24 protein-coding genes are annotated in these 23,426 nt (G+C 73.3%); 15 read left to right on the top strand and 9 right to left on the bottom strand.

The features are described 5' to 3' along the window. Positions 1-78: 78 nt before the first annotated feature. On the bottom strand, positions 79-804 hold the full coding sequence (locus tag AC3WRM_RS17755; RefSeq protein WP_492249861.1) for a CPBP family intramembrane glutamic endopeptidase: 726 nt from the start codon (positions 802-804) through the stop codon (positions 79-81). 7 nt (positions 805-811) lie between these two features. Beyond that, positions 812-1,666, bottom strand: a complete 855-nt coding sequence (locus AC3WRM_RS17750; protein WP_492249862.1) for an NAD(P)-dependent oxidoreductase — start codon at positions 1,664-1,666, stop codon at positions 812-814. Positions 1,667-1,766: 100 nt separating this feature from the next. On the opposite strand from AC3WRM_RS17750, the gene purS reads away from it, so the two are divergent. From purS to AC3WRM_RS17710, 8 genes are all read left to right on the top strand, one after another. Then, on the top strand, positions 1,767-2,009 hold the full coding sequence (gene purS, locus AC3WRM_RS17745) for a phosphoribosylformylglycinamidine synthase subunit PurS (protein ID WP_492249863.1): 243 nt from the start codon (positions 1,767-1,769) through the stop codon (positions 2,007-2,009). A gap of 10 nt (positions 2,010-2,019) precedes the next feature. Beyond that, positions 2,020-2,691, top strand: coding sequence for a phosphoribosylformylglycinamidine synthase subunit PurQ (purQ, locus tag AC3WRM_RS17740; protein WP_492249864.1), 672 nt, complete (start codon positions 2,020-2,022; stop codon positions 2,689-2,691). Position 2,692: 1 nt separating this feature from the next. After that, entirely contained in the window at positions 2,693-2,911 is a 219-nt protein-coding gene (locus AC3WRM_RS17735) for an SCO4848 family membrane protein (RefSeq protein WP_492249865.1), read from the top strand. 35 nt (positions 2,912-2,946) lie between these two features. After that, on the top strand, positions 2,947-3,498 hold the full coding sequence (locus tag AC3WRM_RS17730; protein WP_492249866.1) for an NYN domain-containing protein: 552 nt from the start codon (positions 2,947-2,949) through the stop codon (positions 3,496-3,498). A 198-nt stretch (positions 3,499-3,696) separates the two neighbouring features. Continuing rightward, on the top strand, positions 3,697-5,211 hold the full coding sequence (locus tag AC3WRM_RS17725) for a DEAD/DEAH box helicase (protein ID WP_492249867.1): 1,515 nt from the start codon (positions 3,697-3,699) through the stop codon (positions 5,209-5,211). A 61-nt stretch (positions 5,212-5,272) separates the two neighbouring features. Next, a complete protein-coding gene (locus AC3WRM_RS17720) occupies positions 5,273-6,490 on the top strand; it encodes an Nramp family divalent metal transporter (RefSeq protein WP_492249868.1) in 1,218 nt (405 codons plus the stop codon). Between the two features lie 856 nt (positions 6,491-7,346). Next, complete coding sequence (locus tag AC3WRM_RS17715) at positions 7,347-8,426, top strand: alpha/beta hydrolase (protein ID WP_492249869.1); 1,080 nt, start codon at positions 7,347-7,349, stop codon at positions 8,424-8,426. A gap of 41 nt (positions 8,427-8,467) precedes the next feature. Further along, the gene (locus AC3WRM_RS17710; protein ID WP_492249884.1) at positions 8,468-9,322 is read left to right on the top strand and encodes an Fpg/Nei family DNA glycosylase; all 855 of its coding nucleotides are present in this window, start codon (positions 8,468-8,470) and stop codon (positions 9,320-9,322) included. 19 nt (positions 9,323-9,341) lie between these two features. Here the strand turns inward: AC3WRM_RS17710 and AC3WRM_RS17705 are convergent, their stop codons facing one another. Genes AC3WRM_RS17705 through eat form a run of 4 tightly spaced genes read right to left on the bottom strand, consistent with a single transcriptional unit; the run spans position 9,342 to position 13,835 of the window. Then, complete coding sequence (locus AC3WRM_RS17705) at positions 9,342-10,181, bottom strand: EamA family transporter (protein ID WP_492249870.1); 840 nt, start codon at positions 10,179-10,181, stop codon at positions 9,342-9,344. Positions 10,182-10,210: 29 nt separating this feature from the next. Further along, positions 10,211-11,002, bottom strand: coding sequence for an ethanolamine ammonia-lyase subunit EutC (gene eutC, locus AC3WRM_RS17700; RefSeq protein ID WP_492249871.1), 792 nt, complete (start codon positions 11,000-11,002; stop codon positions 10,211-10,213). Continuing rightward, positions 10,999-12,408, bottom strand: a complete 1,410-nt coding sequence (locus tag AC3WRM_RS17695) for an ethanolamine ammonia-lyase subunit EutB (protein ID WP_492249872.1) — start codon at positions 12,406-12,408, stop codon at positions 10,999-11,001. Before AC3WRM_RS17695 ends, eutC begins: the two co-directional genes overlap by 4 nt. Next, positions 12,405-13,835 (bottom strand): ethanolamine permease, encoded by a 1,431-nt coding sequence (gene eat, locus AC3WRM_RS17690; RefSeq protein WP_492249873.1) that lies wholly within the window; start codon positions 13,833-13,835, stop codon positions 12,405-12,407. The genes AC3WRM_RS17695 and eat overlap by 4 nt, the downstream gene beginning before the upstream one ends. Positions 13,836-13,959: 124 nt before the next feature. Between eat and AC3WRM_RS17685 the strand changes: the two genes are divergently transcribed. Together AC3WRM_RS17685 and AC3WRM_RS17680 are read left to right on the top strand one after the other, a co-directional pair. Beyond that, positions 13,960-14,601 (top strand): hypothetical protein, encoded by a 642-nt coding sequence (locus tag AC3WRM_RS17685; RefSeq protein WP_492249874.1) that lies wholly within the window; start codon positions 13,960-13,962, stop codon positions 14,599-14,601. A 27-nt stretch (positions 14,602-14,628) separates the two neighbouring features. After that, on the top strand, positions 14,629-15,678 hold the full coding sequence (locus AC3WRM_RS17680; RefSeq protein WP_492249875.1) for a glycerophosphodiester phosphodiesterase family protein: 1,050 nt from the start codon (positions 14,629-14,631) through the stop codon (positions 15,676-15,678). On the opposite strand, the gene AC3WRM_RS17675 is transcribed toward AC3WRM_RS17680, so the two are convergent. Together AC3WRM_RS17675 and AC3WRM_RS17670 are read right to left on the bottom strand one after the other, a co-directional pair. After that, positions 15,658-15,996: a hypothetical protein gene (locus AC3WRM_RS17675; RefSeq protein ID WP_492249876.1), complete on the bottom strand. Its 339-nt coding sequence runs from the start codon at positions 15,994-15,996 to the stop codon at positions 15,658-15,660. The genes AC3WRM_RS17680 and AC3WRM_RS17675 overlap by 21 nt on opposite strands. 53 nt (positions 15,997-16,049) lie before the next feature. Then, entirely contained in the window at positions 16,050-17,318 is a 1,269-nt protein-coding gene (locus tag AC3WRM_RS17670) for a PspC domain-containing protein (RefSeq protein ID WP_492249877.1), read from the bottom strand. A 143-nt stretch (positions 17,319-17,461) separates the two neighbouring features. Between AC3WRM_RS17670 and AC3WRM_RS17665 the strand changes: the two genes are divergently transcribed. Continuing rightward, complete coding sequence (locus AC3WRM_RS17665) at positions 17,462-18,709, top strand: ATP-binding protein (protein WP_492249878.1); 1,248 nt, start codon at positions 17,462-17,464, stop codon at positions 18,707-18,709. Then, complete coding sequence (locus AC3WRM_RS17660; protein WP_492249879.1) at positions 18,706-19,353, top strand: response regulator; 648 nt, start codon at positions 18,706-18,708, stop codon at positions 19,351-19,353. The genes AC3WRM_RS17665 and AC3WRM_RS17660 overlap by 4 nt, the downstream gene beginning before the upstream one ends. A 9-nt stretch (positions 19,354-19,362) precedes the next feature. Here AC3WRM_RS17660 and AC3WRM_RS17655 read toward each other — a convergent pair whose 3' ends face one another. Further along, positions 19,363-19,779 (bottom strand): hypothetical protein, encoded by a 417-nt coding sequence (locus tag AC3WRM_RS17655; protein ID WP_492249880.1) that lies wholly within the window; start codon positions 19,777-19,779, stop codon positions 19,363-19,365. A gap of 78 nt (positions 19,780-19,857) precedes the next feature. On the opposite strand from AC3WRM_RS17655, the gene AC3WRM_RS17650 reads away from it, so the two are divergent. The 3 genes from AC3WRM_RS17650 to zwf all read left to right on the top strand — a co-directional run bounded on the left by AC3WRM_RS17650 (position 19,858) and on the right by zwf (position 23,056). Continuing rightward, positions 19,858-20,910 carry a cation:proton antiporter gene (locus AC3WRM_RS17650; RefSeq protein ID WP_492249881.1) on the top strand — a complete coding sequence of 351 codons (1,053 nt, stop codon included), beginning with the start codon at positions 19,858-19,860 and terminating at the stop codon, positions 20,908-20,910. Positions 20,911-21,021: 111 nt separating this feature from the next. After that, positions 21,022-21,567, top strand: a complete 546-nt coding sequence (locus AC3WRM_RS17645) for a hypothetical protein (protein ID WP_492249882.1) — start codon at positions 21,022-21,024, stop codon at positions 21,565-21,567. A 55-nt stretch (positions 21,568-21,622) separates the two neighbouring features. Then, complete coding sequence (gene zwf, locus AC3WRM_RS17640) at positions 21,623-23,056, top strand: glucose-6-phosphate dehydrogenase (protein WP_492249883.1); 1,434 nt, start codon at positions 21,623-21,625, stop codon at positions 23,054-23,056. Positions 23,057-23,426 lie beyond the last annotated feature (370 nt).

Below are 23,426 nucleotides of genomic sequence, written 5' to 3'. Positions count from 1 at the left end.
ACAATCAACGACGCCACTCAGCCCTCGCAGGACTGCCCCCGATCAGCCGAGTGTCATGAACGTCCCCGCCAAGTACAGCTAGCGCAGCCCGAAGATCGGGGGCAGGGCGAGCAGCATCGTCAGCGACCACGTGCAGTGGGTCAGGACGGGCGCGAGGATGCCGCCGGACGCGCGGCGCTGCAGCCCCACGACCACGCCCAGCAGGATCGCGGCGAACGCGAGCATGACGTTGCCCGTGGCGAGCGTCGCGGCCGTGTAGGCCACGGTCGTCCAGACGACGGGGTGCCGGGGGATCGCGGCGTAGGCGGCCCCGCGGAAGAACAGCTCCTCCGCCACGCCGTTGACGGCGGTGACGACGACCAGCAGCGGCAGCGTTCCCTCGGTCGCGAAGCCCAGCACCTTCTCGACCTGGTCGGACAGCAGCGGGACCTCCCGCACGACGAGCGCGCCCACGACGAACACGCCCGCGAGCGCGAGGCCGATGGCGATGGGCTGCACGACGGGCCGCGCGAGGCCGTCCTCGTCGTCGGGGTCGTCGGTGACGATGTGGCCCAGGTAGAGCCGCCCGGACGCGAAGGCGCCGACGGTCCACACCGCCGCGAGCCCGAACGTGAGCGGGTAGAACCAGGGACTGCCGGGCTCCACGCGCAGCGAGACGCCGAGCACGAGGGCGCCCAGCACCACGAAGCCGGCGGTGACCCACTGGCGGCGACGGAACGCGGCGGGGGACATGCGGTGGTCGCGGGACACGACGTCCCGCAGGGAGCGGTCGAGCCAGCGTCGGCCCGGGTAGCGGCGCGTCACGGCGCGCTCAGCGGGGCTCGAAGCCGACGACCACCGCGGCCATGTCGTCGGCGCCGTGTCCGGCGGCCGAGGCCGCGGCGAAGCGGTCGCGCACGGACTCCAGGAGCGACGTGTCCATGACGTCCGCGCCGGCGTCGAGCATCAGGGAGAGGTCCTTCAGGACGCCGTCGACGCCGAACGACGGCGTCAGCTCGTCGTCGAGGATCGCGCGACCCTTGAGGTGGGCGTAGGGGGTGTCGACGGCCGAGCCCTTGATCGCCTCCAGGAAGAGGTGGGGGTCGACGCCCTGGACCCGCGCCAGCGTGAGCGCCTGCGCGGCAGCGGCGGTGACGGACGCGACCCACGAGTTGCAGGCGAGCTTCAGGGCGCTCGCCTGCCCGGCGGCGTCGCCGACGACGAGGGTGCGTGCCCCGATGGCCTCGAGGACCGGACGTGCCGCGGTGAGCGACTCCTCGGGACCGGAGGCGAGCACGGTCAGCGCGCCGTCGGCGGCGGGCTTCTTCGTCCCGAGGACCGGCGCGTCCACGAGCACCCGGTCGTGCCGCTCCGCCAGGTTGTGCAGTCGTCGTGCGCCCTCCGGGCCGACGGTCGCGGTCTGCAGCCACACGGTCGTCGGAGGGGAGGCCGCCAGGGCCTGCTCCAGCACCTCCTGCACGGACGCCTCGTCGAACAGGGAGACGACGACCACGTCGGCGTCGGCGACCGCCTCGGCGGCGGTCGCGGCGACGTCGGCACCCTGGTCCCGCAGCGGCTCGGACCTCTCCGGGCTCCGGTTCCAGACGGTCGTCGCGATGCCGGCCCGAAGGACCGACGCGGCCATGCCGGCGCCCATGGCGCCCAGCCCGATCACACTCACGCGCATGCTCCGACCGTACGTCGGACGACGCGGCCGTGCCGTCCGAAGGGGCCGATGGAGGGGCCGGAGTGCAGGGGGCGAGCCGGCACGCCGATAGGATGCCGCCATGGCCCGCATCATCGTCGACGTCATGCCCAAGCCCGAGATCCTCGACCCGCAGGGCAAGGCCGTCCACGGCGCTCTCCCGCGTCTCGGGTTCGAGAGCGTCTCCGACGTCCGCCAGGGCAAGCGGTTCGAGCTGCAGGTCGAGCTCGCCGACGAGTCGACCCTCGCCGAGGTGCACCAGATCGCCGAGACCCTGCTGTCGAACCCCGTCATCGAGGACTTCACCGTCCGCGTCGAGTCGTGAGGACACGACCATGAAGATCGGTATCGTCACCTTCCCCGGCTCGCTCGACGACGTCGACGCGCAGCGCGCCGTCCGACTCGCCGGCGGCGAGCCCATCGCGCTGTGGCACGGCGACCACGACCTCAAGGGCGTCGACGCGGTCATCCTGCCCGGCGGGTTCTCCTACGGCGACTACCTGCGCTGCGGCGCGATCGCCCGCTTCGCGCCCGTCATGACGGAGGTCGTCGCGGCCGCGCAGGGCGGTATGCCGGTGCTGGGCATCTGCAACGGCTTCCAGATCCTGTGCGAGTCGCACCTGCTGCCCGGCGCGCTCATCCGCAACGACCACCGGACGTTCGTGTGCCGCGACCAGGTGCTCGTCGTCGAGAACCCTGACACCGCCTGGACGAGCGACTACGCCGAGGGCCAGCGGATCACCATTCCGCTCAAGAACGGCGAGGGCGGCTTCATCGCCGACGAGCCCACGCTCGACCGGCTGGAGGGCGAGGGTCAGGTCGTGTTCCGCTACGTCGGCTCGAACCCGAACGGGTCGCTGCGCGACATCGCCGGCATCACGAACGAGCGCGGCAACGTCGTCGGCCTCATGCCGCACCCGGAGCACGCCGTCGAGGACCTCTGTGGTCCCGGGACCGATGGTCTCGCGTTCTTCACGTCCGCCGTCCGCCAGCTCACGTCGGTCTGACGTGACGCTCCCTCTGGGCTGGTCGGTCCTGCTGCTGGTGACGGCCGCCTGGAACCTGCTGATCTGGCCACGCTTCTGGCAGCGGATCGCGAAGGACGACCGGTCGCGTGACGCCGCGGGCCGCACCACGACGTTCTACCGCGTGCACGCCGTGCTGATCGGCGTCTCGCTGGCGCTGGGCGTCGCGGTCGGTGTGCTGGGCCTGCTGACCCTGCTCTGACGCGGGCCCGCCCGAGGTCGCACTAGGGTGGGCGCATGGAACGCCGCACCTACGTGCTCGTCGACGGCGAGAACATCGACGCGACCCTCGGCCAGTCGATCCTCGGCCGGCGCCCGCACCCGCACGAGCGACCCCGCTGGGACCGCGTGCTGTCCTTCGTCGCGGCGGAGTGGGAGCAGCCCACGCAGGGCCTGTTCTTCATCGCGGCCAACGGCGAGGTGCCGATGTCGTTCGTCCAGGCGCTGACCGCCATGGACTTCCGGCCGGTGCTGCTGTCCGGCACGCCGGACCAGAAGGTCGTCGACATCGCCATCCAGCGCACGCTGGAGGCGCTCGCCGAGCGCGAGGACGACGTCGTCCTGGCCAGCAACGACGGCGACTTCGTGCCCCAGCTGGGCGCGTTGGTCGGGACCCGACGCACCGCGCTCCTGGCGTTCCGCGAGATGCGCAGCAGCGCCTTCGTCCCGCTCGTGGAGCGGGGCCTGGAGTTCTACGACCTCGAGTACGACGTGCACGCGTTCAACGAGGAGCTGCCGCGGATCCGCGTCGTGCCGATCGAGGAGTTCGACCCGCTGCAGTTCCTGTAGCCGCACGCCGGCGTGCTGTCGTGACGGGACGCACGCCGCGACGATGCGGGGTTCGGGGTGGTCGGCTGCTAGGCTGGCCTTTCCATGGGAGCCCCGGATCATCTTCGGTAGGGCCTCCCCCTTCCGCCCGAGCAGGCCGCGTCGCCTCGTCACGAGTGCGCCGCAGAGCGGCCCGGGCCCACGATGTCTGAGAGTTCTGTGAACCAGCCTGCCGGCGGCCGTGTGCTGCCCACCCCTTCCCCGTCCACCTCCACCCCCTCCTCCGCGGACGCCGCGTCGGCCGGTCCGCGCTCGTCCGGCTTCGCCGACCTGGGTCTGCCGAAGACGCTCGTCAAGGCCCTCGCCCGCGAGGGCATCGTCGAGCCGACCCCGATCCAGCAGGCCGTGCTGCCGTCGGCGCTCGCTGGCCGCAACGTGCTCGGCCGCGCCCGCACCGGCTCGGGCAAGACGCTGTCGTTCGGCCTGCCCGTGCTCGACCAGCTCGCCGGCGGCACCCGTCGTCCCAAGGCGCCGCGCGGACTCATCCTCGTGCCCACGCGTGAGCTCGCCACGCAGGTCCAGCGCGCGCTCGCACCGCTCGCGGCGCCCCTGCACCTGCGGATCATGACGGTGCTCGGCGGCACGCCGATCAACAAGCAGATGCACCAGCTGCGTGACGGCGTCGACCTCGTCGTCGCCACGCCGGGCCGTCTCGCCGACCTCGTCGACCGCCGGGCGTGCACGCTCGAGCACGTCGAGATCACCGTCCTCGACGAGGCCGACCACCTGTGCGACCTCGGCTTCTTCAAGCCGGTCGACGCGCTCGTGGCGATGACGCCCTCCACCAGCCAGCGTCTGCTGCTGTCGGCGACGCTCGACGGCGACGTCGACCGCCTCGTGCGACGTCACCTGCCGCAGCACGACCTCCACGAGATCGAGTCGGCGCAGGAGCCGGAGTCGCGCATGGAGCACCACGTGCTCGTGACCCCGCGCACCGAGAAGCTGGCCACGGCCTCGCGCCTGCTGGCCGACAACCCCCGCACCATCGTGTTCGCGCGCACACGACGTGGCGCCACGCGCCTGGCGCGCCAGCTCACGACCGCCGGCATCGAGGCGGTCGACCTGCACGGCGACCTGAACCAGGCCAAGCGTGAGCGGAACCTGGCGGCGTTCAGCAAGGGTGCGGCCGACGTCATCGTCGCCACCGACATCGCCGCGCGCGGCATCCACGTCGACGACGTCAAGCTCGTCGTGCACTACGACGCACCGGCCGAGCACAAGGCCTACACGCACCGCTCGGGACGCACCGCCCGCGCGGGCGAGGCGGGCACCGTCGTGACGATGACGACGCGTGAGGACCTGCGCGACGTCATGGCGCTGCAGGCCAAGGCCGGCGTGACCGCGCGGCAGCACGACGCCGCGACGGCGCCGTCGCCCCTGACGCCGGAGGCCCTGGCGGCCAGCGGCACGCTCCCCGAGCCGGGGTCGGCCGGTGGACGCGGCGGCCAGCGGTCGGGCGCCCAGCGCTCCGGCGGGGGCCAGCGGTCGGGTGGCCAGCGCACCGGCGGCGGTCAGCGCTCCGGTGGGCAGCGTCCCGGCGGACAGCGCTCCGCCGGTGGCCAGGGTCGCGGCGCCGGTACCGGCGGTGGCCAGGGTCGCCCCGCCGGCCAGGGCGGCAACCGCAACCGCAACCGTCGTCGCAGCGGCGGAGGCCAGGCGCGCCCCGTCGCCTGACCCGAACGGCCGGACCACGCGTCCCGATCGGCCCGAGCACCACCGCGGCTACGCTGCGGGGATGCTCGGGCCGACGTCGTGGCGCCGCCGTGCCGTCCTCCTCGGCCCGGCCTTCGTCGCCGCCGTCGCGTACGTGGACCCGGGCAACGTGGCCACCAACGTGACCGCGGGCGCCCGGTTCGGCTACGCGCTGGTGTGGGTGGTCGTGCTGGCCAACGTCATGGCCGTGCTCGTCCAGTACCTCTCCGCCAAGCTCGGTCTCGTTACCCGCACGTCGCTCGCGTCGCACCTGGGCCGACGGCTGCGACGTGGGCCCAGGGTCGCGTTCTGGCTCCAGGCGGAGGCCGTCGCGGTGGCCACCGACCTGGCGGAGGTCGTCGGTGGGGCGATCGCGCTGTCCCTGCTGTTCGACCTGCCTCTCGTCCTCGGGGCGGTCGTGACGGCGGCGGTGTCGCTGCTCGTGCTGCGCATCGGCGACCTGCGCGGCCAGAGCGCCCTCGAGCGCACCATCCTGGGCTTCCTGGGGCTGATCGCCGTCGGCTTCGTGGCCGGTCTGGTGGTGAACCCGCCGGCTCCGGCGGACGTGGCGGGCGGCCTGGTGCCGACGTTCGCCGGGACGGAGAGCGTGCTGCTCGCGTCGGGCATCGTCGGGGCGACCGTGATGCCCCACGTCATCTACCTGCACTCGGGCCTGACGTCGGCGCGGCTCGGCGACCGGGGTCGCGGCACGTCGGTGCGCGACCTGCTCGGCGCCACCCGGACCGACGTCGTGCTCGCCCTGGCGCTCGCCGGGCTGCTCAACCTCTCGCTCCTGCTCGTGGCCGCCGCCGGGCTGCAGGGCCTCCCGGGCACCGACACGTTGACGGGTGTGCACGCGCTCGTGACCTCCGAGCTCGGCGCCGGCGTGGCGCTGCTCTTCGCGGTGGCGCTGCTCGGCTCGGGGCTGGCGTCGACGGCCGTGGGCGCCGCTGCCGGCGCCGAGGTGATGCACGGCCTGCTCGGCGTCAGGGTGCCGTTGCTGCTGCGCCGCGTCGTCACGGTCGTGCCGGCGCTCGTCGTCCTCGCGCTCGGGGTCGAGCCGAGCCGCGCGCTCGTCGTGTCGCAGGTGGTGCTGTCCCTCGGCATCCCCTTCGCCCTCGTCCCGCTCGTCCGCCTCACCGCCAGCCGCGCGGTGATGGGCGAGCACGTCAACCGCCCCGCGACCACCGTCGCCGCCTGTGCCGTCGCCGGCGTGGTCATCGTCCTGAACCTGTCGCTGCTGGTGCTGACGTTCGGGTGAGGGTGGGCGTGGGGCTGCGGGCGTCTGTCCTGCGGGTGCGCTGCTCGCGGGTCTGGGCTCGGTGGGGTGCTGCCGTCAGGGGTCTCGTCCTGCTGGTGCGCTGCCTCAGGGGGTCTCGTCTTGCTGGTGCGCTGCCTCAGGGGGTCTCGTCTTGCTGGTGCGCTGCCGTAGGGGGTCTTGTCCTGCTGGTGCGCTGCTTCGGCCTTCGCTGTGTCTGGTCTCCGAAAGGGCCTCGACCGGGCGGCTGGGCGGGGGTCGGCTTCGGGTCTCGGGCTGTGGCTCGCGTGGGACGCAGGATTCTGCGTTCGTGCGTTGGGACTCGAAGGCTTCTGCGTTGGCTACGGGATCCCGTGGTGAACGCAGAAGCGTTCGGCCTCAATCACGTGAATGCAGAATCTTGGGTGCCGTTTGCGTTGGGGTGACGAAGGATTCTTCCTTCTCGTGGACCGTTCCACGAGAAGGAAGAATCTTTCCGCGCCCGCCCCCGGGCAGCGGTGGATCCGCCACCTGAAGAGCGTCCAGAAGGTGGCGGATCCACCGCCGCCACGCGCAATCGCAGAATCTTGGGCCAGCCACGCACAAATGCAGAATCTTGGGTCCCACGTGAGCCGCAGCCCGAGAACCCAGCTCAGCACCGTTGCCAGCCGCCCGGTCGAGGCCCTTTCGGCGACCAGACACAGCGCCAGCCGAGGCAGCGCACCAGCAACCCCAGACCCCCTGCCGCAGCGCACCACCACCCCAGACCCCCGACGGCAGCGCACCAGCAGGGCCACGACGAGCGCCGCCAGCGCACCAGCAAGCCCACCCCACCCGCCCGTCCGGCGGCAGAGGGAGGCGTCTGGCATCATCCGGAACCATGCCCCTCCCGCTCGTCCCGCGACCGCACGTCCCGCACGACCTGGGTGCGGCGGTCGGGAACCTGCGCGACGTGGTGCAGGGGCGACGGATCGCGGACCTGCGGACGACGCCGCGCACGCTGGTCAAGGTCACCGAGCACGCGAGCCTGTTCCGGTACGACCCGTACCCGGGCACGGAGCAGCACGGCGACCCGCTGCTGCTCGTGCCCCCGCTCGCGGCACCGGCGCTCGCGTTCGACCTGCGCCGTGGGTGCAGCGTGGTCGAGTACTTCGTGCAGCAGGGGCGCCCGGTGTACCTCGTCGACTACGGCCCGGTGAGCTTCGAGCACCGCGACCTCGGCATCGAGCACTGGACCGGTCGGGTCGTCCCGCAGGCCGTCCGGCACGTGCACGACGACGCGGGGGAGCGGCCCGTGCACCTCGCCGGCTGGTCGCTGGGCGGCATCTTCACGATCTTCACCGCAGCCTCCGACCGGACGCTGCCGCTCGCGTCGGCGACGGCCGTCGCGTCGCCGTTCGACCTGACGCAGGTGCCGCTGATCGCGATCACCCGTCCGGTCAACGCCGTGGCGAGCGGGCTGGTGAGCGCCGCCTACCGCACCCTCGGCGGCGTCCCCGCCCCGCTCACGAGGCTCGGGTTCCAGATCTCCGCGCTCGACAAGTACCTCACCAAGCCGCTGGCCATCCTCACGCACGCCGACGACCGCGACTTCCTCGCGCAGCTGGAGGCCGTCGACCGCTTCACGGACAACATGTACGCCTACCCGGGTCGCACGTTCGGGCAGCTGTACCACGTGGTCGTGCGGAGCAACGCGCTCGCGACGGGGGTGGTGGAGCTCGGCGGACGTGAGCTGCGGCTGGCCGACATCGACGTTCCGGTGCTCGTGGTGGCCGGGCTCGACGACACCCTTGCGCCGGTCGGCGCCGTCAGCCACCTCGTCGACCTGCTGACGGGTGCGCCGGACGTCCAGCTCGTGCAGGCGCCCGGCGGGCACCTCGGCGTGCTCACCGGCCGCGCCGCCCGCCGCACCTCCTGGCCCGCGATGGAGGGTTTCTACGCCCGCCACGACACGCCCTGACGTCAGGAGGCGTCTCGGACTAGGCTCGTGACGTGCCCGAGATGCCGGAGGTCGACGCGCTGGCCGCGTTCCTGCGCGAGCGCGCCGTGGGCGCCGTCGTCGCCGAGGTCGAGCTCGCGTCGTTCGCCGTGCTCAAGACCTACGACCCGCCCGTGTCGTCGCTGGCGGGTCTGCAGGTCACCGACGTGCGGCGGCACGGCAAGTTCCTCGACCTCGACGTCGACGGCCTGCACCTCGTCGTGCACCTCGCGAAGGCCGGGTGGCTGCGCTGGTCGGACCAGCTCACCGAGAAGCGGCTGAAGATGGGCAACGGTCCGCTCGCCGCCCGGGTCCGCCTCGACCACGGCGACGGCCCGCACGTCGGGTTCGACCTCACGGAGGCCGGCACCCGCAAGGGGTTGGCGGTCTACGTCGTGCGCGACCCGCAGGACGTCGCGGGGATCGCGGCCCTCGGGCCGGACCCGATGGTCGAGGGCTTCACGGTGGCGCCGCTGCTCGAGGGGCGGCGCATGCAGGTCAAGCGGTTCCTGCGCGACCAGAAGATCGTGGCCGGCATCGGCAACGCCTACAGCGACGAGATCCTGCACGCGGCCAGGCTGTCGCCGTTCGCGCTCGCGTCCGAGCTCGACGCCGAGCAGGTGGAGCGGCTCGACGTGGCGATCCGTGCCGTGCTGGGCGAGGCGATGGCCGAGGCGCACGGCAAGCCCGCGTCGGAGCTGAAGGACGGCAAGCGCTCCCGCATGCGGGTGCACGGACGCGCGGGCGAGGCGTGCCCCGTCTGCGGCGACACGGTCGCCGAGGTCGTCTTCGCCGACTCCTCCCTGCAGTACTGCCCCACCTGCCAGACCGGCGGCAAGCCGCTCAAGGACCGCTCCACGAGCAAGTTCCTGAAGTAGTCCGCCGTGCGGGGCCCGCTCAGCCCAGGGCGACGAGCGTCACGGCCGACGCGGCCAGCGCGAGCCCGACTCCCTGCCAGGCCTGGATCCGCTCCTTGAGCACCAGGGTCGCGAGCAGGACGGTGGTGGCCGGGTACAGCGAGGAGATCACCGACACCACCGAGAGCAGCCCCTCGCGCGTGGCCAGCAGGAACGCGGTCGTCGCGGTCGCGCCCAGCGGTCCCATGAGCACCGCACGCCAGGCGAGCCGGTCGCGCGGCACCCACGCCTCGCGCAGCGCCACGGCCAGCAGCACGACGACGACGGCAGCGGCACCCTGCGCCACGGCCAGCGGCCACAGGCCCGCCTCGTCGCGCACCTGGCCGAGGGCGACGAAGAGCACGCCGAACCCGAGTCCCGCGAGCACGCCGTCGACCACGCCGCCGCGGTGCGCCGCCTGTGCCGCGGCGTCCTCCTCGACCACCCGCGACACGAGGGCGATGGCCGGGAACGCGACGACGATCCCCGCGAGGGCCAGCACGCTCGGCCGGTCCCCGGTGACCAGCCCGACCGCCACGGGCAGCAGCGCGCACACCACCGCTGACAGCGGGGCCACGACGCTCATCCGGCCGCCCGCGAGGCCGCGGTAGAGGAAGGCCGCCCCGACGCCCGACCCGGCGCCGCCGATCACGCCCCACGTCCAGTCGGCGCCGACCGGGTCGCCGGCGATGAAGACGGCGACGGCGACCGTGCACGCCGTCGACGACGTCTGTCCGACCACGGCCGTCTGCCACGGTCCGGAGCGCTTGGCGAACAGCCCGCCGAGGAAGTCGGAGACCCCGTAGGAGAGGGCGGAGAGCAGGGAGAGGAGGACGGCCACGCGTGCACCCTAGTGGGACGTGCCGGACCTCACGGTCCGGTGTCCAGCGCCTCTGCCGTGGCGTCGTCGAGGGCCGAGGAGTCCTTGAGCGCCACGCCCGATCGCCCCAGCCGTCGGGATCCGTCGACGAGGGCGGCGGCCACCCGGGCCGCCGCCGCGTAGCCGAGGCCGTCCGGTGGGTGGATGTTGGAGATGCAGTTCCGCTCCGCGTCGGTGCGCCCAGGTCGAGGGTCGTGCGTGAGGTAGATCCCGAGGCTGTCGGCCACCGACAAGCCGGGCCGCTCGCCGATGACGACGAGCAGCGTCTGCACGCCCAGTGCGGCGCCGACGTGGTCGCCCAGCGCCACCCGGGCCTGGGTGGCGACCACCGGCGCGGCGACACGCAGACCCGTGCCGAGCGCGTCGACGAGGGCGGTCACGAGTGCGACGCCGTGCTCGGCGACCGCCCGCGGCGACAGGCCGTCGGCCAGCACGACCGCGACGTCGGCGTCGCCGCCCGCGTCGAGCCCGTCGAGCGACGCGGGACGTCGACCGAGGTCGGGGCGGCGGAGGTACTCGCCGCGCCCCTCGGCCAGGCTGCGCACCCGTCGCGTGGGTCCGAGGCCGAGCGCGTCGAGGCCCGGCACCAGCGCGTCGACGTCGAGCGGCTCGTGCACCGCGTCGCGTGCGGCGGCATGCGCGGCCCGGAACTCCAGCTCGCGCCGCGTCGGCAGCGAGCTGCCCGCCCGCCCGAGCCCGATCCGGGCCTGCGTGGTGCGGCGCAGCCCCGACCACGGGTCGCTCGCCGTGACGTCGGGCGAGCCGGCGTCGCCGATGCTCACGACCCGCTCGCGATCGACAGCAGGGGAGAGGCGTCGAGGTCGACGGGCAGCACGCGACCCTGCCCGTCGGCCATGCCGAGACCGGCGAGCCAGGCCTCGAACTCCGGCGCCGGCCTGAGCCCCAGCACCTGCCGCACGTAGAGCGCGTCGTGGAACGACAGGCTCTGGTACCCGAGCATCACGTCGTCGGCGCCGGGCACGGCGATGACGAACGCCGCACCGGCCACGCCGAGCAGCGTGAGCAGCGTGTCCATGTCGTCGGAGTCCGCCTCGGCGTGGTTCGTGTAGCAGACGTCGACGCCCATCGGCAGACCCAGCAGCTTGCCGCAGAAGTGGTCCTCGAGACCGGCCCGCACGATCTGCTTGCCGTCGTAGAGGTACTCCGGTCCGATGAAGCCGACCACGGTGTTGACGAGCAGCGGGTCGAGGGCCCGCGCGAGTCCGTACGCCCTGGTCTCGAGCGTCTGCTGGTCGACCGGTCGGCCCCCGGTGCCGAGGTGGGCGCCCGCCGAGAGCGCCGACCCCTGGCCCGTCTCCAGGTACATCACCTGGTCCCCGACCGTGCCGCGGCCGAGGGAGCGGCCCGCCTCGTTGGCCTCCAGGAGCATGCGCACGTCGACCCCGAACGAGGCGTTGGCGCCCTCGGTGCCCGCCACCGACTGGAACACCAGGTCGACGGGCGCACCCTGCTCGATCAGGTCGACCGTTGTCGTCACGTGCGACAGCACGCACGACTGCATCGGGATGTCGAAGCGCTGCCGCAGGTCGTCGAGCAGGTGCAGCAGCCGGGCCGTCGCCTGGGGCGAGTCCGTGGCCGGGTTGATCCCGATCACCGCGTCGCCCGAGCCCATGAGCAGACCGTCGAGCGTCGCGGCCGCGATGCCCGCCGGGTCGTCGGTCGGGTGGTTGGGCTGGAGGCGGGTCGCGATGCGACCCGGCAGGCCGATCGTCGTCCGGAAGGCCGACGTGACCCGCGCGGCCTGCGCCACGAGCACGAGGTCCTGGTTGCGCATCAGCTTGGAGACGGCCGCCACCATCTCGGGCGTGAGCCCGGGGGCGACCGTCGTGAGCGTGGCCGCCGCGTCGGGACGCGTCGACGTCGCCAGCAGCCAGTCGCGGAACCCGCCCACGGTCAGGTGCGCGACGGGGGCGAACGCCTCGGCGTCGTGCGCGTCGACGATGAGCCGGGTCACCTCGTCGCTCTCGTACGGCACCACCTGCTCCTGCAGGAACGTGGCGAGCGGCTCGTCCGCCAGCGCCCAGGCGGCCGCGGCACGCTCCGCGTCGGACTCGGCCGCGCAGCCGGCCAGCTGGTCGCCCGACCGGACCGGCGTGGCCTTGGCCATCAGGTCGACGAGGCCGTCGAACGTGTAGGTCCGACCGCCGAGCGTGTGCCGCCGGATCACCCGAGGTCCTCCTCCGCGCGCGCCAGCGCGGCGAACTCCTCGTCGGGGGACGCGGCGACCAGGTGGTGGCGGCTGTAGAGCCCGAACCAGGCCATGAAGGCGAGGAAGACGCCGACGCACCACAGGGCCGCCGTGCTGTCGACCAGGAAGGTGGCCACCACGGAGAGCGCCGCGACGACGAGCGCGAAGCCGGTCGTGAGCACGCCGCCCGGGGTCCGGTAGGGGCGTGGCATGTCGGGCTCGCGCACACGGAGCACGACGTGGCTGACCATCATCAGCACGTAGCTGAGCGCCGCCCCGAACACCGCCATGTTGAGCAGCAGCGCGCCCTCCCCGGTCAGCGACAGCCCGAAGCCGATGACGCCCGGCACCACGAGCGCGAGCGTCGGCGTCTTGCGTCGGTTGGTCACCGAGAGCGACGTGGGCAGGTAGCCCGCACGGGACAGCGCGAAGAGCTGGCGCGAGTACGCGTAGATGATGGAGAAGAAGCTGGCCACGAGACCCGCCAGCCCGATGTAGTTCACGACCGTGGCGGCAGCGCCCCCGCCGAGGGCCTCCACCAGCGGGTTGCCCGACGACGCCATCGCCTCCGCGCCCCCGGCGCCCGGGACGAGCACGAGCACCAGCACGCACGTGAACAGCAGCACCGCCATCGCCGCGATGATCCCGCGCGGCACGTTCCGCTCCGCGTCGGCCGTCTCCTCGGCGGCCAGCGGCACGCCCTCGACGGCGAGGAAGAACCAGATCGCGAACGGGATCGCCGACCAGATGCCCAGGTAGCCGAAGGGGAGCAGCTCGGACGCCCCGGCGGCGCCGGTCGGCGCGATGTCCGTCAGGCGCGAGACGTCGAAGTCGCCCAACGCCGCCACCGCGAAGACGACGAGGCCCACGAGCGCGACCGAGGTGATGACGAACATGACCTTGAGCGCCTCGCCCACGCCCGCGAGGTGGATGCCGATGAACAGCGCGTAGACGGCCAGGTAGACCCACCAGCCGTCGGTGATGCCGAACAGCCCGAGCGACTCCACGTACGCGCCGATGAAGGTCGCGATCGCCGCCGGGGCGATGGCGTACTCGATGAGGATGGCGGTCCCGGTGGCGAACCCGCCCCACGGTCCGAGGGCACGCCGGGCGAACGTGTAGCCGCCGCCGGCTGCGGGCAGCGACGACGACAGCTCCGCCATCCCCAGCACGAGGGCCAGGTACATGGCCGCGACGACCACGGTCGCGACGGCGAGCCCGCCGAAGCCGCCCTCGGCGAGGCCGAAGTTCCAGCCGGAGTAGTCGCCCGACACGACGTAGCTGACGCCCAGCCCGGCCAGCAGGACCCAGCCCGCCGTGCCTCGCTGGAGCTGACGCTTCTCGAGGTACTCCTGGGCGCTCGCGCCGGAGCCCGAGGTCACGGGTGTCTCGTGCTGCTGTGTCATGGTGCTCCCTCGCCCCGCGCCGCGCCGTGCGACCGGAGCACGACGCTAGTGAGGCCGTGTTGCCCGGATGTTGCCGCGCGCTTACGGGCGAGGCCGAGGTGGGACCGACCTCTAGGCTGGGGTCATGGCGACGCAGGAGGGACCCCGACGACGCAGTTGGCGCGACCGCACGAACCGCGCCGTGCACGGGGCGACGGCGCGGGTCGACGGCCAGACGGAGGACGCGGCGCGCCGTGCCGTGACCGTCATCGTCCCGACCGTGCGGCTGCTGCGCGTCCCGTCGCTCGTGCTCGTCCTCGCGCCCCTGCCGTTCCTCGTCGCCACGGTCGTGCTCGGGCTGGCCGCCGGCGGCACCACGGGCACGGTGCTCGCCGTCGTCGCGCTGGTCGTGGCGCTGGCGCCGGCCGCGTTCGCGGTGCGGCGCCTGCGTCTGCTGCGTGCGGTGGAGGAGCCGGAGCAGCTGGCCACTGAGCTCGGCATCGCGGTCAGCCTGTCCGACAAGGTCGAGGAGGCCCGGGGTGCGCTCACCAGCATCGCCGGTGGAGGCGGGCTCCGCTTCGTGTCCCGGCTCAAGGGCGTCTGGTCGGGCGTCGGCATGACCGGTCGCTGGATCGAGGGCGTCGACGACCTGCCGCGGGCTCGCTGGTTCGTGCCGCCGAAGATCGGCACGACGGTCTCGATCACGATCGCGACGCTGTGGTCCGTGCCGATCTCGGCGCTGCTCGCGTTCTTCACCGCGGTCGCCGCCATCGCCGGGTCGCTCTGAGCCCCGCGCTGCTGGAACCCTGAGGCGATGACCGGTCCGGCCGCCTGGCCCCCCGTCCCCACGGTCATCGGGCACCGCGGGGTGCCCGGTCACCGGCTCGAGCACACGCGCGGGTCGTACCTGCTCGCGATCGAGCAGGGCGCCGACTACCTCGAGCCCGACGTCGTGGCCACCCGCGACGGACACCTGGTGGTGCGGCACGAGAACGAGATCGGTCACACCACCGACGTCGCCGACCACCCGGAGCTCGCCGACCGGCGCACCACCAAGCGGGTCGACGGCGTGTGGACGAGCGGGTGGTTCACCGAGGACCTCACGCTCGCTGAGGTCAAGACGCTGCGGGTCCGCGAGCGTCTCCCTCAGCTACGGCCACAGAACCTCGCCCTCGCCGGCACAGAGGAGGTGCTCACCCTCGAGGAGGTGGTCGACATCGCGCGGCAGGCGCCTCGCCGGGTCGGGGTGTACGTGGAGACCAAGCACCCGAGCTACTTCCGCGAGCGGGGGCTCGACCTCGACGACCTGCTGCTCGACGTCCTCGACCGGGCCGACCTCAACCGCACCGACGCCGACGTGCCGGTCGTCGTCCAGTCGATGGAGACCGGGAACCTGCGCGGGCTCAGGCCACGGACGCCCCTGACGCTCGTGCAGCTGATGGACCGCAAGGGCGCACCCTGGGACCTCGAGTCCACCGGCGACCCGCGCACGTACGCCGACCTGACGACCAGCGCGGCGCTGGCCGACCTGGCCCACCACGTCGACGGGATCGGCCCGAACAAGACCCTGGTCATCGCCCGGCGGACGGGGCACTGGCTCGACGGCGAGACCGGGCTCGTGGGTCGGGCCCACGCGGCCGGGCTGCTCGTGCACGTGTGGACGATGCGCGACGAGAACAACTTCCTGCCCGCCGACTTCCGCACCAGCGCCGACCGCGCCGCTGCCGGCGACGCCGCGGCGGAGTACCGGGCGTTCTTCGACGCCGGTGTCGACGGGGTCTTCTCTGACTACGCCGCCACCGCGGTGGCGGCCCGCGAGGCGTGGGTCGCGGGCCGCTCGACGTCAGGCGTCGTCGGAGCCTGACGACGACGGAGTCTCGGCCGGGGGCGTCGCCGGGACGGTGCCGACGCGTCCACGCCGGCCGCGGCGACCGACCAGGATCGTCGCCACCAGCCCCAACCCGCCCAGCGCGATCAGGGCGACCGCCACGAGCCGGCCGACGTCGACGCCGTCCAGCAGGCCCTGGTCGTGGGCGAACCAGGAGCCTGCCGCGGCCAGGAACACCAGGCCGAAGAACGTGTTGAACGGGTGCACTCGGCGCGGCGTGAGCCTCGGGGCGTCGCCCATCGGTGTCGGGCCGGGGGTCGGGCTGGGAGTGGGGGCTGTCTCGGGGGTGCTCATGGTGCTCCTGTCGGAGGTCGCGGGGGAAGTCGGCTCGTCGTGGTCGGCGGTGCTCACCGGGCGTCCACCACCACGCGGCCGAGGCCCTGGTCGACCACGACGGTCAGGGCGTCGGGGAACGACCCACCGGTCGGCCCGACCTCCTGGCCCACGCCGCTGCGGCGCGTGTCGAGCACCTCGAGGTCGCCGGCGTCGACCGACGCCTTGGCCACGACCGGGAGGCCCTCGGGCACCCAGACGCGGGTCTCGCCGATCCCCGTGTCCACGCGGATCGTGCGACCGACGAGGTCCTCGGGGTCGGTGACGGCGCCCAGGTCGAGCTCGAAGCTGCCGACACCGTGCGTGTAGGTGGACCGGACCTCCGCCGTCGTCGTCGGGCGCACCACCTGCTCACCGGTGCGCAGCGTCGGCAGCACCGACGCGACCGCGAGCAGTGGCAGGAGCGCGAGGCCGACGACGACCAGCGGCCCGCCGCCACGGGTGAAGGTGCTCAGTACGAGCACCGCGCCGAGCACGGCGAGGGCGAGGGCCACGTACACGGGCCAGGCCGGGTCCGCGGTGAGCCGCAGGACGGCCAGGGCGATGGCGGTGAGCGAGAGGCCGAGCAGGGTGGGCACCCAGCTGTAGGGCTCGCGCGGGCGGCGCGGAGGCTTCGGCTGCGCGGGGCGCCTCGACGCCGGGGGAGGCGGCGGGACGTCGTCGACGCGGTTGGGAGCGGGTCGCTCGAGCACCGCCGTGTCCTCGGGTCCGCCCGGCCAGCCCGGCCCGGCGGAGGGCGTGCTCGTCCCGCTCGGTCCCGACGCGGGGTCGGCAGCCGCCGCGTCCGCGGCCGTCGACGGCCTGCCGCTGCGGCGGGCGAGCCAGATCACGAACGCCACCGGCAGCCCGACCACGGCGACCAGCCAGACCGCGCCACCGCCCCACCCCCAGCCGCCGTCGCCGACGATCGCGACCACGGCGAGCACACCGGCCCCGACGAGGCCGATGTCGCGCACCTGCGTCTGCGACGCGCCGAGGTCGAACCAGCGGGCGACGAGGCTGCTGGGCTCGTCGTCCTCCGGCAGCAGCAGCCAGCCGGCGACGTAGAGGATCACCCCGGCCAGGCCGACGAAGCACAGGACGACGGTGAGCACGCGGACGAGGACCGGGTCGACGTCGAGGCGGCGCGCCACGCCGCCGCACACGCCCGCCACGAGTCGGTCGTCGTCGCTGCGGCGGAGGTCGTCGAAGGCGCGGGCGCCCGCCCGCGGGGTGGCAGCGGTGCGGGTCTCGTCGGACCCGGTCTGGTCGGTGGGGGAGCCGGGAGGTGGTGTGGTGCTCATGGCTCCATCCTCGGCGCGGGGGAGGGGGCGGGACCATCCGGCGCGACCCTGGTCCGACCCTGGTGCGTGGCGACGACGGCTCGGGGTCGCCCGGGTGGTCCACCTGGTGGCGGCGGCTCGCGCGCGCGTGTGACGATGCCGAGGTGACTCCCACCGACGCGCCGACCCGTCCCGTGCGGCGCGCCTACCGGCCCGCCGAGCACCGGCTGGTCGGTGGCGTCGCGGCAGGCGTCGCCGAGCACCTCGGCGTGCCGGTGCTGTGGGTGCGGGTCGGCTTCGTCGTGGCCACGTGGTTCAACGGCGCAGGCGTGCTGGCCTACCTGCTCCTCTGGCGGTTCCTGCCGCTGCGCGGGCCGGACCTGTCCCCGGGCCTCGAGGCCGCCACGCGTCGTGGTCTGCGTGTCCCCGGCCGCCCCGGCGGGGTCGAGGTCGTCCAGACCCTCGCGGTGCTGGCGGTCGGCGTCGGCGTGCTGCTCCTCGTGCAGGGCGGGGCCCGCCCGGGCGGGTCGATGCTCCTTCCGCTGCTGGTGGTCGTGGGCGGGATCGCCGTCGTGTGGCGTCAGCTCGACGACGCCGCGTGGCAGTCCTGGTTCACCCGGACGTCCGGAGGCGGGTTCGTGCTGCGGGTGGCCGCGGGTCTCGGCCTCGTCGCGTTCGGCGTCCTCTACCTCCTGACGCAGGAGCGCGGCCTCTCCGCCGTGCGCGACCTCGGCCTGGCGCTGCTCGTCGCCGTCGTCGGGCTGCTCCTGCTGCTCGGACCGTGGGTCGTCTCGCTCGTCACCGACCTGGGCAGCGAGCGGCGCGAGAGGATCCGCTCGCAGGAGCGTGCCGACGTCGCCGCCCACCTGCACGACTCCGTGCTGCAGACGCTGGCGCTCCTGCAGAAGAACGCGTCCGACCCGGCCGCGGTCGCCACCCTCGCGCGGCGTCAGGAGCGCGAGCTGCGCTCGTGGCTGTACGGCGAGGAGGAGCTGCCCGGCGACTCGTGGGCGGCCGCGCTGCGCGACGTGCGCGCCGACGTGGAGGAGACGCACCGGATCGCCGTCGAGCTGGTCGTCGTCGGGGACACGCCGCTCGACGCCGACCTGGTCGCGGTCGTCCGTGCCGCGCGCGAGGCGGTCGTCAACGCGGCCAAGCACGCCGGGGTCGACCGCGTCGACGTCTACGCCGAGGTCGGCCAGGGCGTCGTCGAGGTCTTCGTCCGCGACCGCGGTACGGGCTTCGACCCCGACGCGATCGCCGACGACCGGATGGGCGTGCGCGGCTCGATCGTCGGCCGGGTCGAGAACCACGGCGGGACCGCCCGCGTCCGCAGCGGCCCGGACGGCACCGAGGTCGCGCTCACCATGCCCCTGTCCCAGCCCGCCGCGAGTCCCGAGGAGCCCCGATGAACCCCCTGCACGTCCTGGTGGTCGACGACCACGCCATGTTCCGCACCGGGGTGCGCGCCGAGCTCCAGAAGGACCCGGGCGTCGTCGTGGTGGGCGAGGCCGAGGACGTCGACACGGCCGTGCCGGCCGTCCTGGCCACGCGTCCCGACGTCGTCCTGCTCGACGTGCACATGCCGGGCGGCGGCGGGGCCGAGGTGATCCGCCGCGTGCTGCCGCAGGCACCCGAGGTGCGGTTCCTGGCCCTGTCGGTCAGCGATGCCGCGGAGGACGTCATCGGCGTCATCCGGGCCGGCGCCCGGGGGTACGTGACGAAGACGATCTCTGGTGCCGAGCTCGTCGACGCGCTGCACCGGGTGGCCTCCGGCGACGCCGTGTTCAGCCCGCGGCTCGCCGGCTTCGTGCTCGACGCGTTCGCCGGGACCATCGAGGTCGCGCAGGTCGACGAGGACCTCGACCGCCTCACCGAGCGGGAGCGCGAGGTGATGCGCCTGATCGCCCGCGGCTACGCCTACAAGGAGGTCGCGAAGGAGCTGTTCATCTCCGTCAAGACCGTCGAGACCCATGTGTCGAGCGTGCTGCGCAAGCTGCAGCTCTCGAGCCGGCACGAGCTCACGAAGTGGGCGAGCGACCGTCGGCTGATCTGAGGAGCGAGGTCACTGGACGATGCCCGCGGCGTCCGACGCGTTCACGGTCACGGCGACGGACCAGCGAACTCCGTCGGGGGCGTCCACCCGAACGGGGAGGTCGCCTGCGGGATAGGGCTCCGTCCCGTCGGCCAGGCTCTGGCTGATCGATCCTTCGCGCGAGGTGTTGGGGCACGGTTGTCCAGCGGTGCCGAGCGGCGTCGTGACCGTCAGCTCCTGGTCGCCGCTGTCGCCCGTGCAGGAGAGCTGCACGCTCACGACGCGGACCGGCTCGTTGGCCGTGGCGGTCTCGCTGACCGAGCCGCTGTCGTCGAACCGCGCCCACACGCGCTCGCCGATGATGGGGAACGAGCGCGGCGGCTCGGGGTCCTGCGCGCAGGCTCCGAGCAGGAGGCCGAGGACGAGCAGGACGGGAAGGCGGCGCATGGTCGGATCGTAGGGCCTCGCGGTGGGCCGGGTCCCGGGGACCGAGCACCATGGGTCGCCGGTGTCACGATGGTCCGCATGGACCTCCTGCTCCTCGCCGTCGCCGGTGTCCTCGTCATCGTCACGGTCACGTCGGTCGCGGGACGGATCGGGGTCGCGGCACCGTTGCTGCTCGTCGTCGCCGGTGTCGGCATCTCCTTCCTGCCCGGGGTGCCGGCGTTCGAGGTGCCGCCCGAGGCGATCCTCGCCGGGGTGCTCCCGCCGCTGCTGTACGCGGCGTCGGTCAACATGCCCGCGCTCGACTTCCGCCGCGACTTCAAGGCGATCAGCGGCCTGTCGGTCGTGCTGGTCCTCGTCTCGGCGCTGACCCTCGGCTGGCTGCTGCCGCTCGTCGTGCCGGGCATCGGGTTCGCGGAGGCGTTCGCGCTCGGCGCGATCGTCAGCCCCACCGACGCCGTCGCCACGTCCATCGTCCGGCGTACCGGCGTCGCTCCGCGGCTCGTCACTGTCCTCGACGGCGAGAGCATGCTCAACGACGCCACCGCGCTGGTCCTGCTGCGCACCGCCGTCGCCACCTCGGGCGCGTCAGCGTCGCTCTGGCACGTCGGCCTCGACTTCGTGCAGGCGGTGCTGGTGGCCGTCGTCGTCGGTCTGCTCGTGGCCGCGGTCAGCCTCTTCGTCCGGTCCCTCGTGGAGGACGCCACGGTCGCGACGTCGATCTCGTTCGTCGTGCCGTTCCTCGCCTACGCCCCCGCCGAGCACCTCGGCGGGTCGGGGCTCGTCGCCGTCGTCGTGGCCGGCCTGGTCACCGGCACCCGCGGACTCGTCGAGCTGCGGGCGGAGGACCGCATCGCCGAGGAGGTCAACTGGCGCACCATCGCCTTCCTGCTCGAGGGCGCCGTCTTCCTCGTCATGGGTCTGGAGCTGCGCCCCCTCCTGGCCGACTTCGACGCGTCGGGCCAGCCGTGGTCGCAGCTCGCTGTCGTCACGGCCATCGCGCTCGGCGTCCTCCTCGTGGGACGGGCCGTGTGGGTGGCCCTGCTGCTCCTCGAGCTGCGCCGCGGTCGCCAGGCCGCCGGACGACACCGGCCGCGCCTGGCGACGTTCCGCGAGTACCTCACCTCGGACTAGGCGCAGCAGCTGTCGCAGCGTCGGCGCGAACGGGCGCTGCAGGCGGTCGCCCGCCGCGAGGCCGACCTGGTCTTCTACGAGGAGCAGCGGCTCGGCAGACGCGACGGGATCGTGCTCGTGTGGGCCGGCATGCGCGGCGTCATCACCCTGGCCGCCGCGCAGACCCTGCCGCCGGAGACGGCCCAGCGCAGCCTGCTCGTGCTCGCCGCCTTCTGCGTCGCGGGACTCTCCCTGCTCGTGCAGGGCGGCACGCTCTCGTGGGTGGTGCGCCGGCTGGGCGCCGAGTCGGACCGGACCGAGCAGCGTCGCGCCCAGGTACGGGCCCTGCTCGACGCGCTCGGGGAGGTGGCCGACGCGCGCTGCACCGAGGTGGCGCAGGACGGGCTCGACGGCCGTCGCCTGGACCCGACGGCGGTCGAGCAGGTGCGCCGACGCCGCACGCCCGCCGCGGAGTGGGAGTGGGCGGGGGAGGACGGACCGGAGCGCGACCGACGCCTGCGCGACTTCGGCCTGCTGCGTCGCGCCGTGATCGAGGACCAGCGCGAGGCCCTCCTCGAGCTGCGGTCCGAGGGACGCTACGACTCGCGCGTGCTCGACACGGTCCTCGGCCGGCTCGACGTCGCCGAGACCGCGGCCGGTCGTCGCCCGCCGACCTGACCTGCGCGGTGCCGACGTTCACCTGGGCGCAACGCGACAGGTCTAGTCTCGGGCCATGAGCGACCCGCACCTGATCGTGCTCTTCGGCGCGACGGGGGACCTGGCCCGCCGCAAGCTGCTGCCCGGCATCCTGCACCTGCTGCGCTCGAGGCTGGTGGCGGACTCGCGCATCGTGGCCGTCTCGATGGACGACCTCGACGACGACGGGTTCCGGCGTTTCGCGCAGGAGGCGTGCCGCGAGTTCGGGCGGCCGGTGCCGCAGGAGGAGTGGGACGACTTCGCGCCCAAGCTGCACTACGTGAACGTCGCCGACGGGCCCGCGCGGCTCGCGGAGGTGGCGGGTCGACTGGAGGAGGAGCTGGGCGGTGCGCCGCGCCGGCTGCACTACCTGAGCGTGCCGCCCAAGGCCGCGGTCGACGTCGTCCGCACCCTCGACGAGGCGGGACTGGTCGAGCGGTCGCGCATCATCATGGAGAAGCCGTTCGGCACCGACCTCGAGAGCGCCCGCGCGCTGAACGCCCGCATCCACGAGGTGTTCGACGAGGACCAGATCTTCCGCATCGACCACTTCCTCGGCAAGGAGGCCGCGCTCAACATCCTGGCGTTCCGGTTCGCGAACGGGCTGTTCGAGCCGATCTGGAACCGCACGTTCATCGACCACGTGCAGATCGACGTGCCGGAGACGCTGTCGGTGTCGGGGCGGGCTGGCTTCTACGAGGGCACGGGCGCGTTCAAGGACATGGTGGTGACCCACCTGTTCCAGATCCTCGCGTTCATGGCGATGGAGCCGCCCACGTCGCTGGACTCCAGCTCGATCAGCGAGGAGAAGAACAAGGTCTTCCGCTCGATGCTGCCGTTGCGGCCCTCCGACGTCGTGCGCGGCCAGTACCAGGGCTACCGCGAGGAGCCGGGCGTCTCGCACGACTCCGAGACGGAGACGTTCGTGGCGCTGCGTGCGCAGATCGACAACTGGCGCTGGGCGGGCGTGCCGTTCTACCTGCGCACCGGGAAGCAGATGGCCCAGGGGGCGCGGATCATCTCCATCGCCTTCCGGGAGCCGCCGAAGTCGATGTTCCCGGCCGGGTCGGGCGTGGGGCTGTCGGGACCGGACCACCTCACCTTCGACCTCGCCGACTCCTCCCGCCTGTCGCTGTCGTTCTACGGCAAGCGCCCCGGCCCCGGCCTGCGGCTCGACAAGCTCTCGATGCAGTTCGCGATGCAGGACACGGCACGCGCCGGAGAGGTGCTGGAGGCCTACGAGCGGCTCATCCTCGACGCGATGAAGGGGGAGCGGACGCTCTTCACGACCGCTGAGGGCATCGAACGGCTCTGGGAGGTCTCCCAGCCCCTCCTCGACGACCCGCCTCCCGTCCGCCCCTACCCCGTCGGCACCTGGGGCCCCAACGCTGTCCACCAGCTCATCGCCCCCCGCGCCTGGCGCCTGCCCTTCGAACGCACCTGGCGCGACCCGAACGAGTCGGGGCAGTAGGGGGGTCTGGTCCTGCTGGTGCGCTGCCGTAGGAGGTCTTGTCTCGCTGGTGCGCTGCCGTAGGTGGTCTCGTCGTGCTGGTGCGCTGCCTCGGCTGGCGCTGGGCCTGGCCTCCGAAAGGGCCTCGACCGGGCGGTTGGGCGGGGGTCGGGTTCGGGTCTCGGGCTGTGGTCCGCGGTGGACGCAAGAATCTGCGTTCGTGTGCGGGAGGGTCAAGGATGCTGCGTTTGCTACGGGATCCCGTCGCGAACGCAGAAGCCTTCAGTCTCGAACGCGCGTATGCAGAATCTTGCGTGCCCTTTGGGTTGGGGGGACGAAGGATTCTTCCTTCTCGTGGAACGGTCCACGAGAAGGAAGAATCCTTGCCACG

Source organism: Aeromicrobium sp. EU05-FHT14F07 (genome assembly GCF_058790455.1).
The sequence above is the reverse complement of the archived record's forward strand: the minus strand, read 5'-3'. Positions and strand labels throughout refer to the sequence as shown.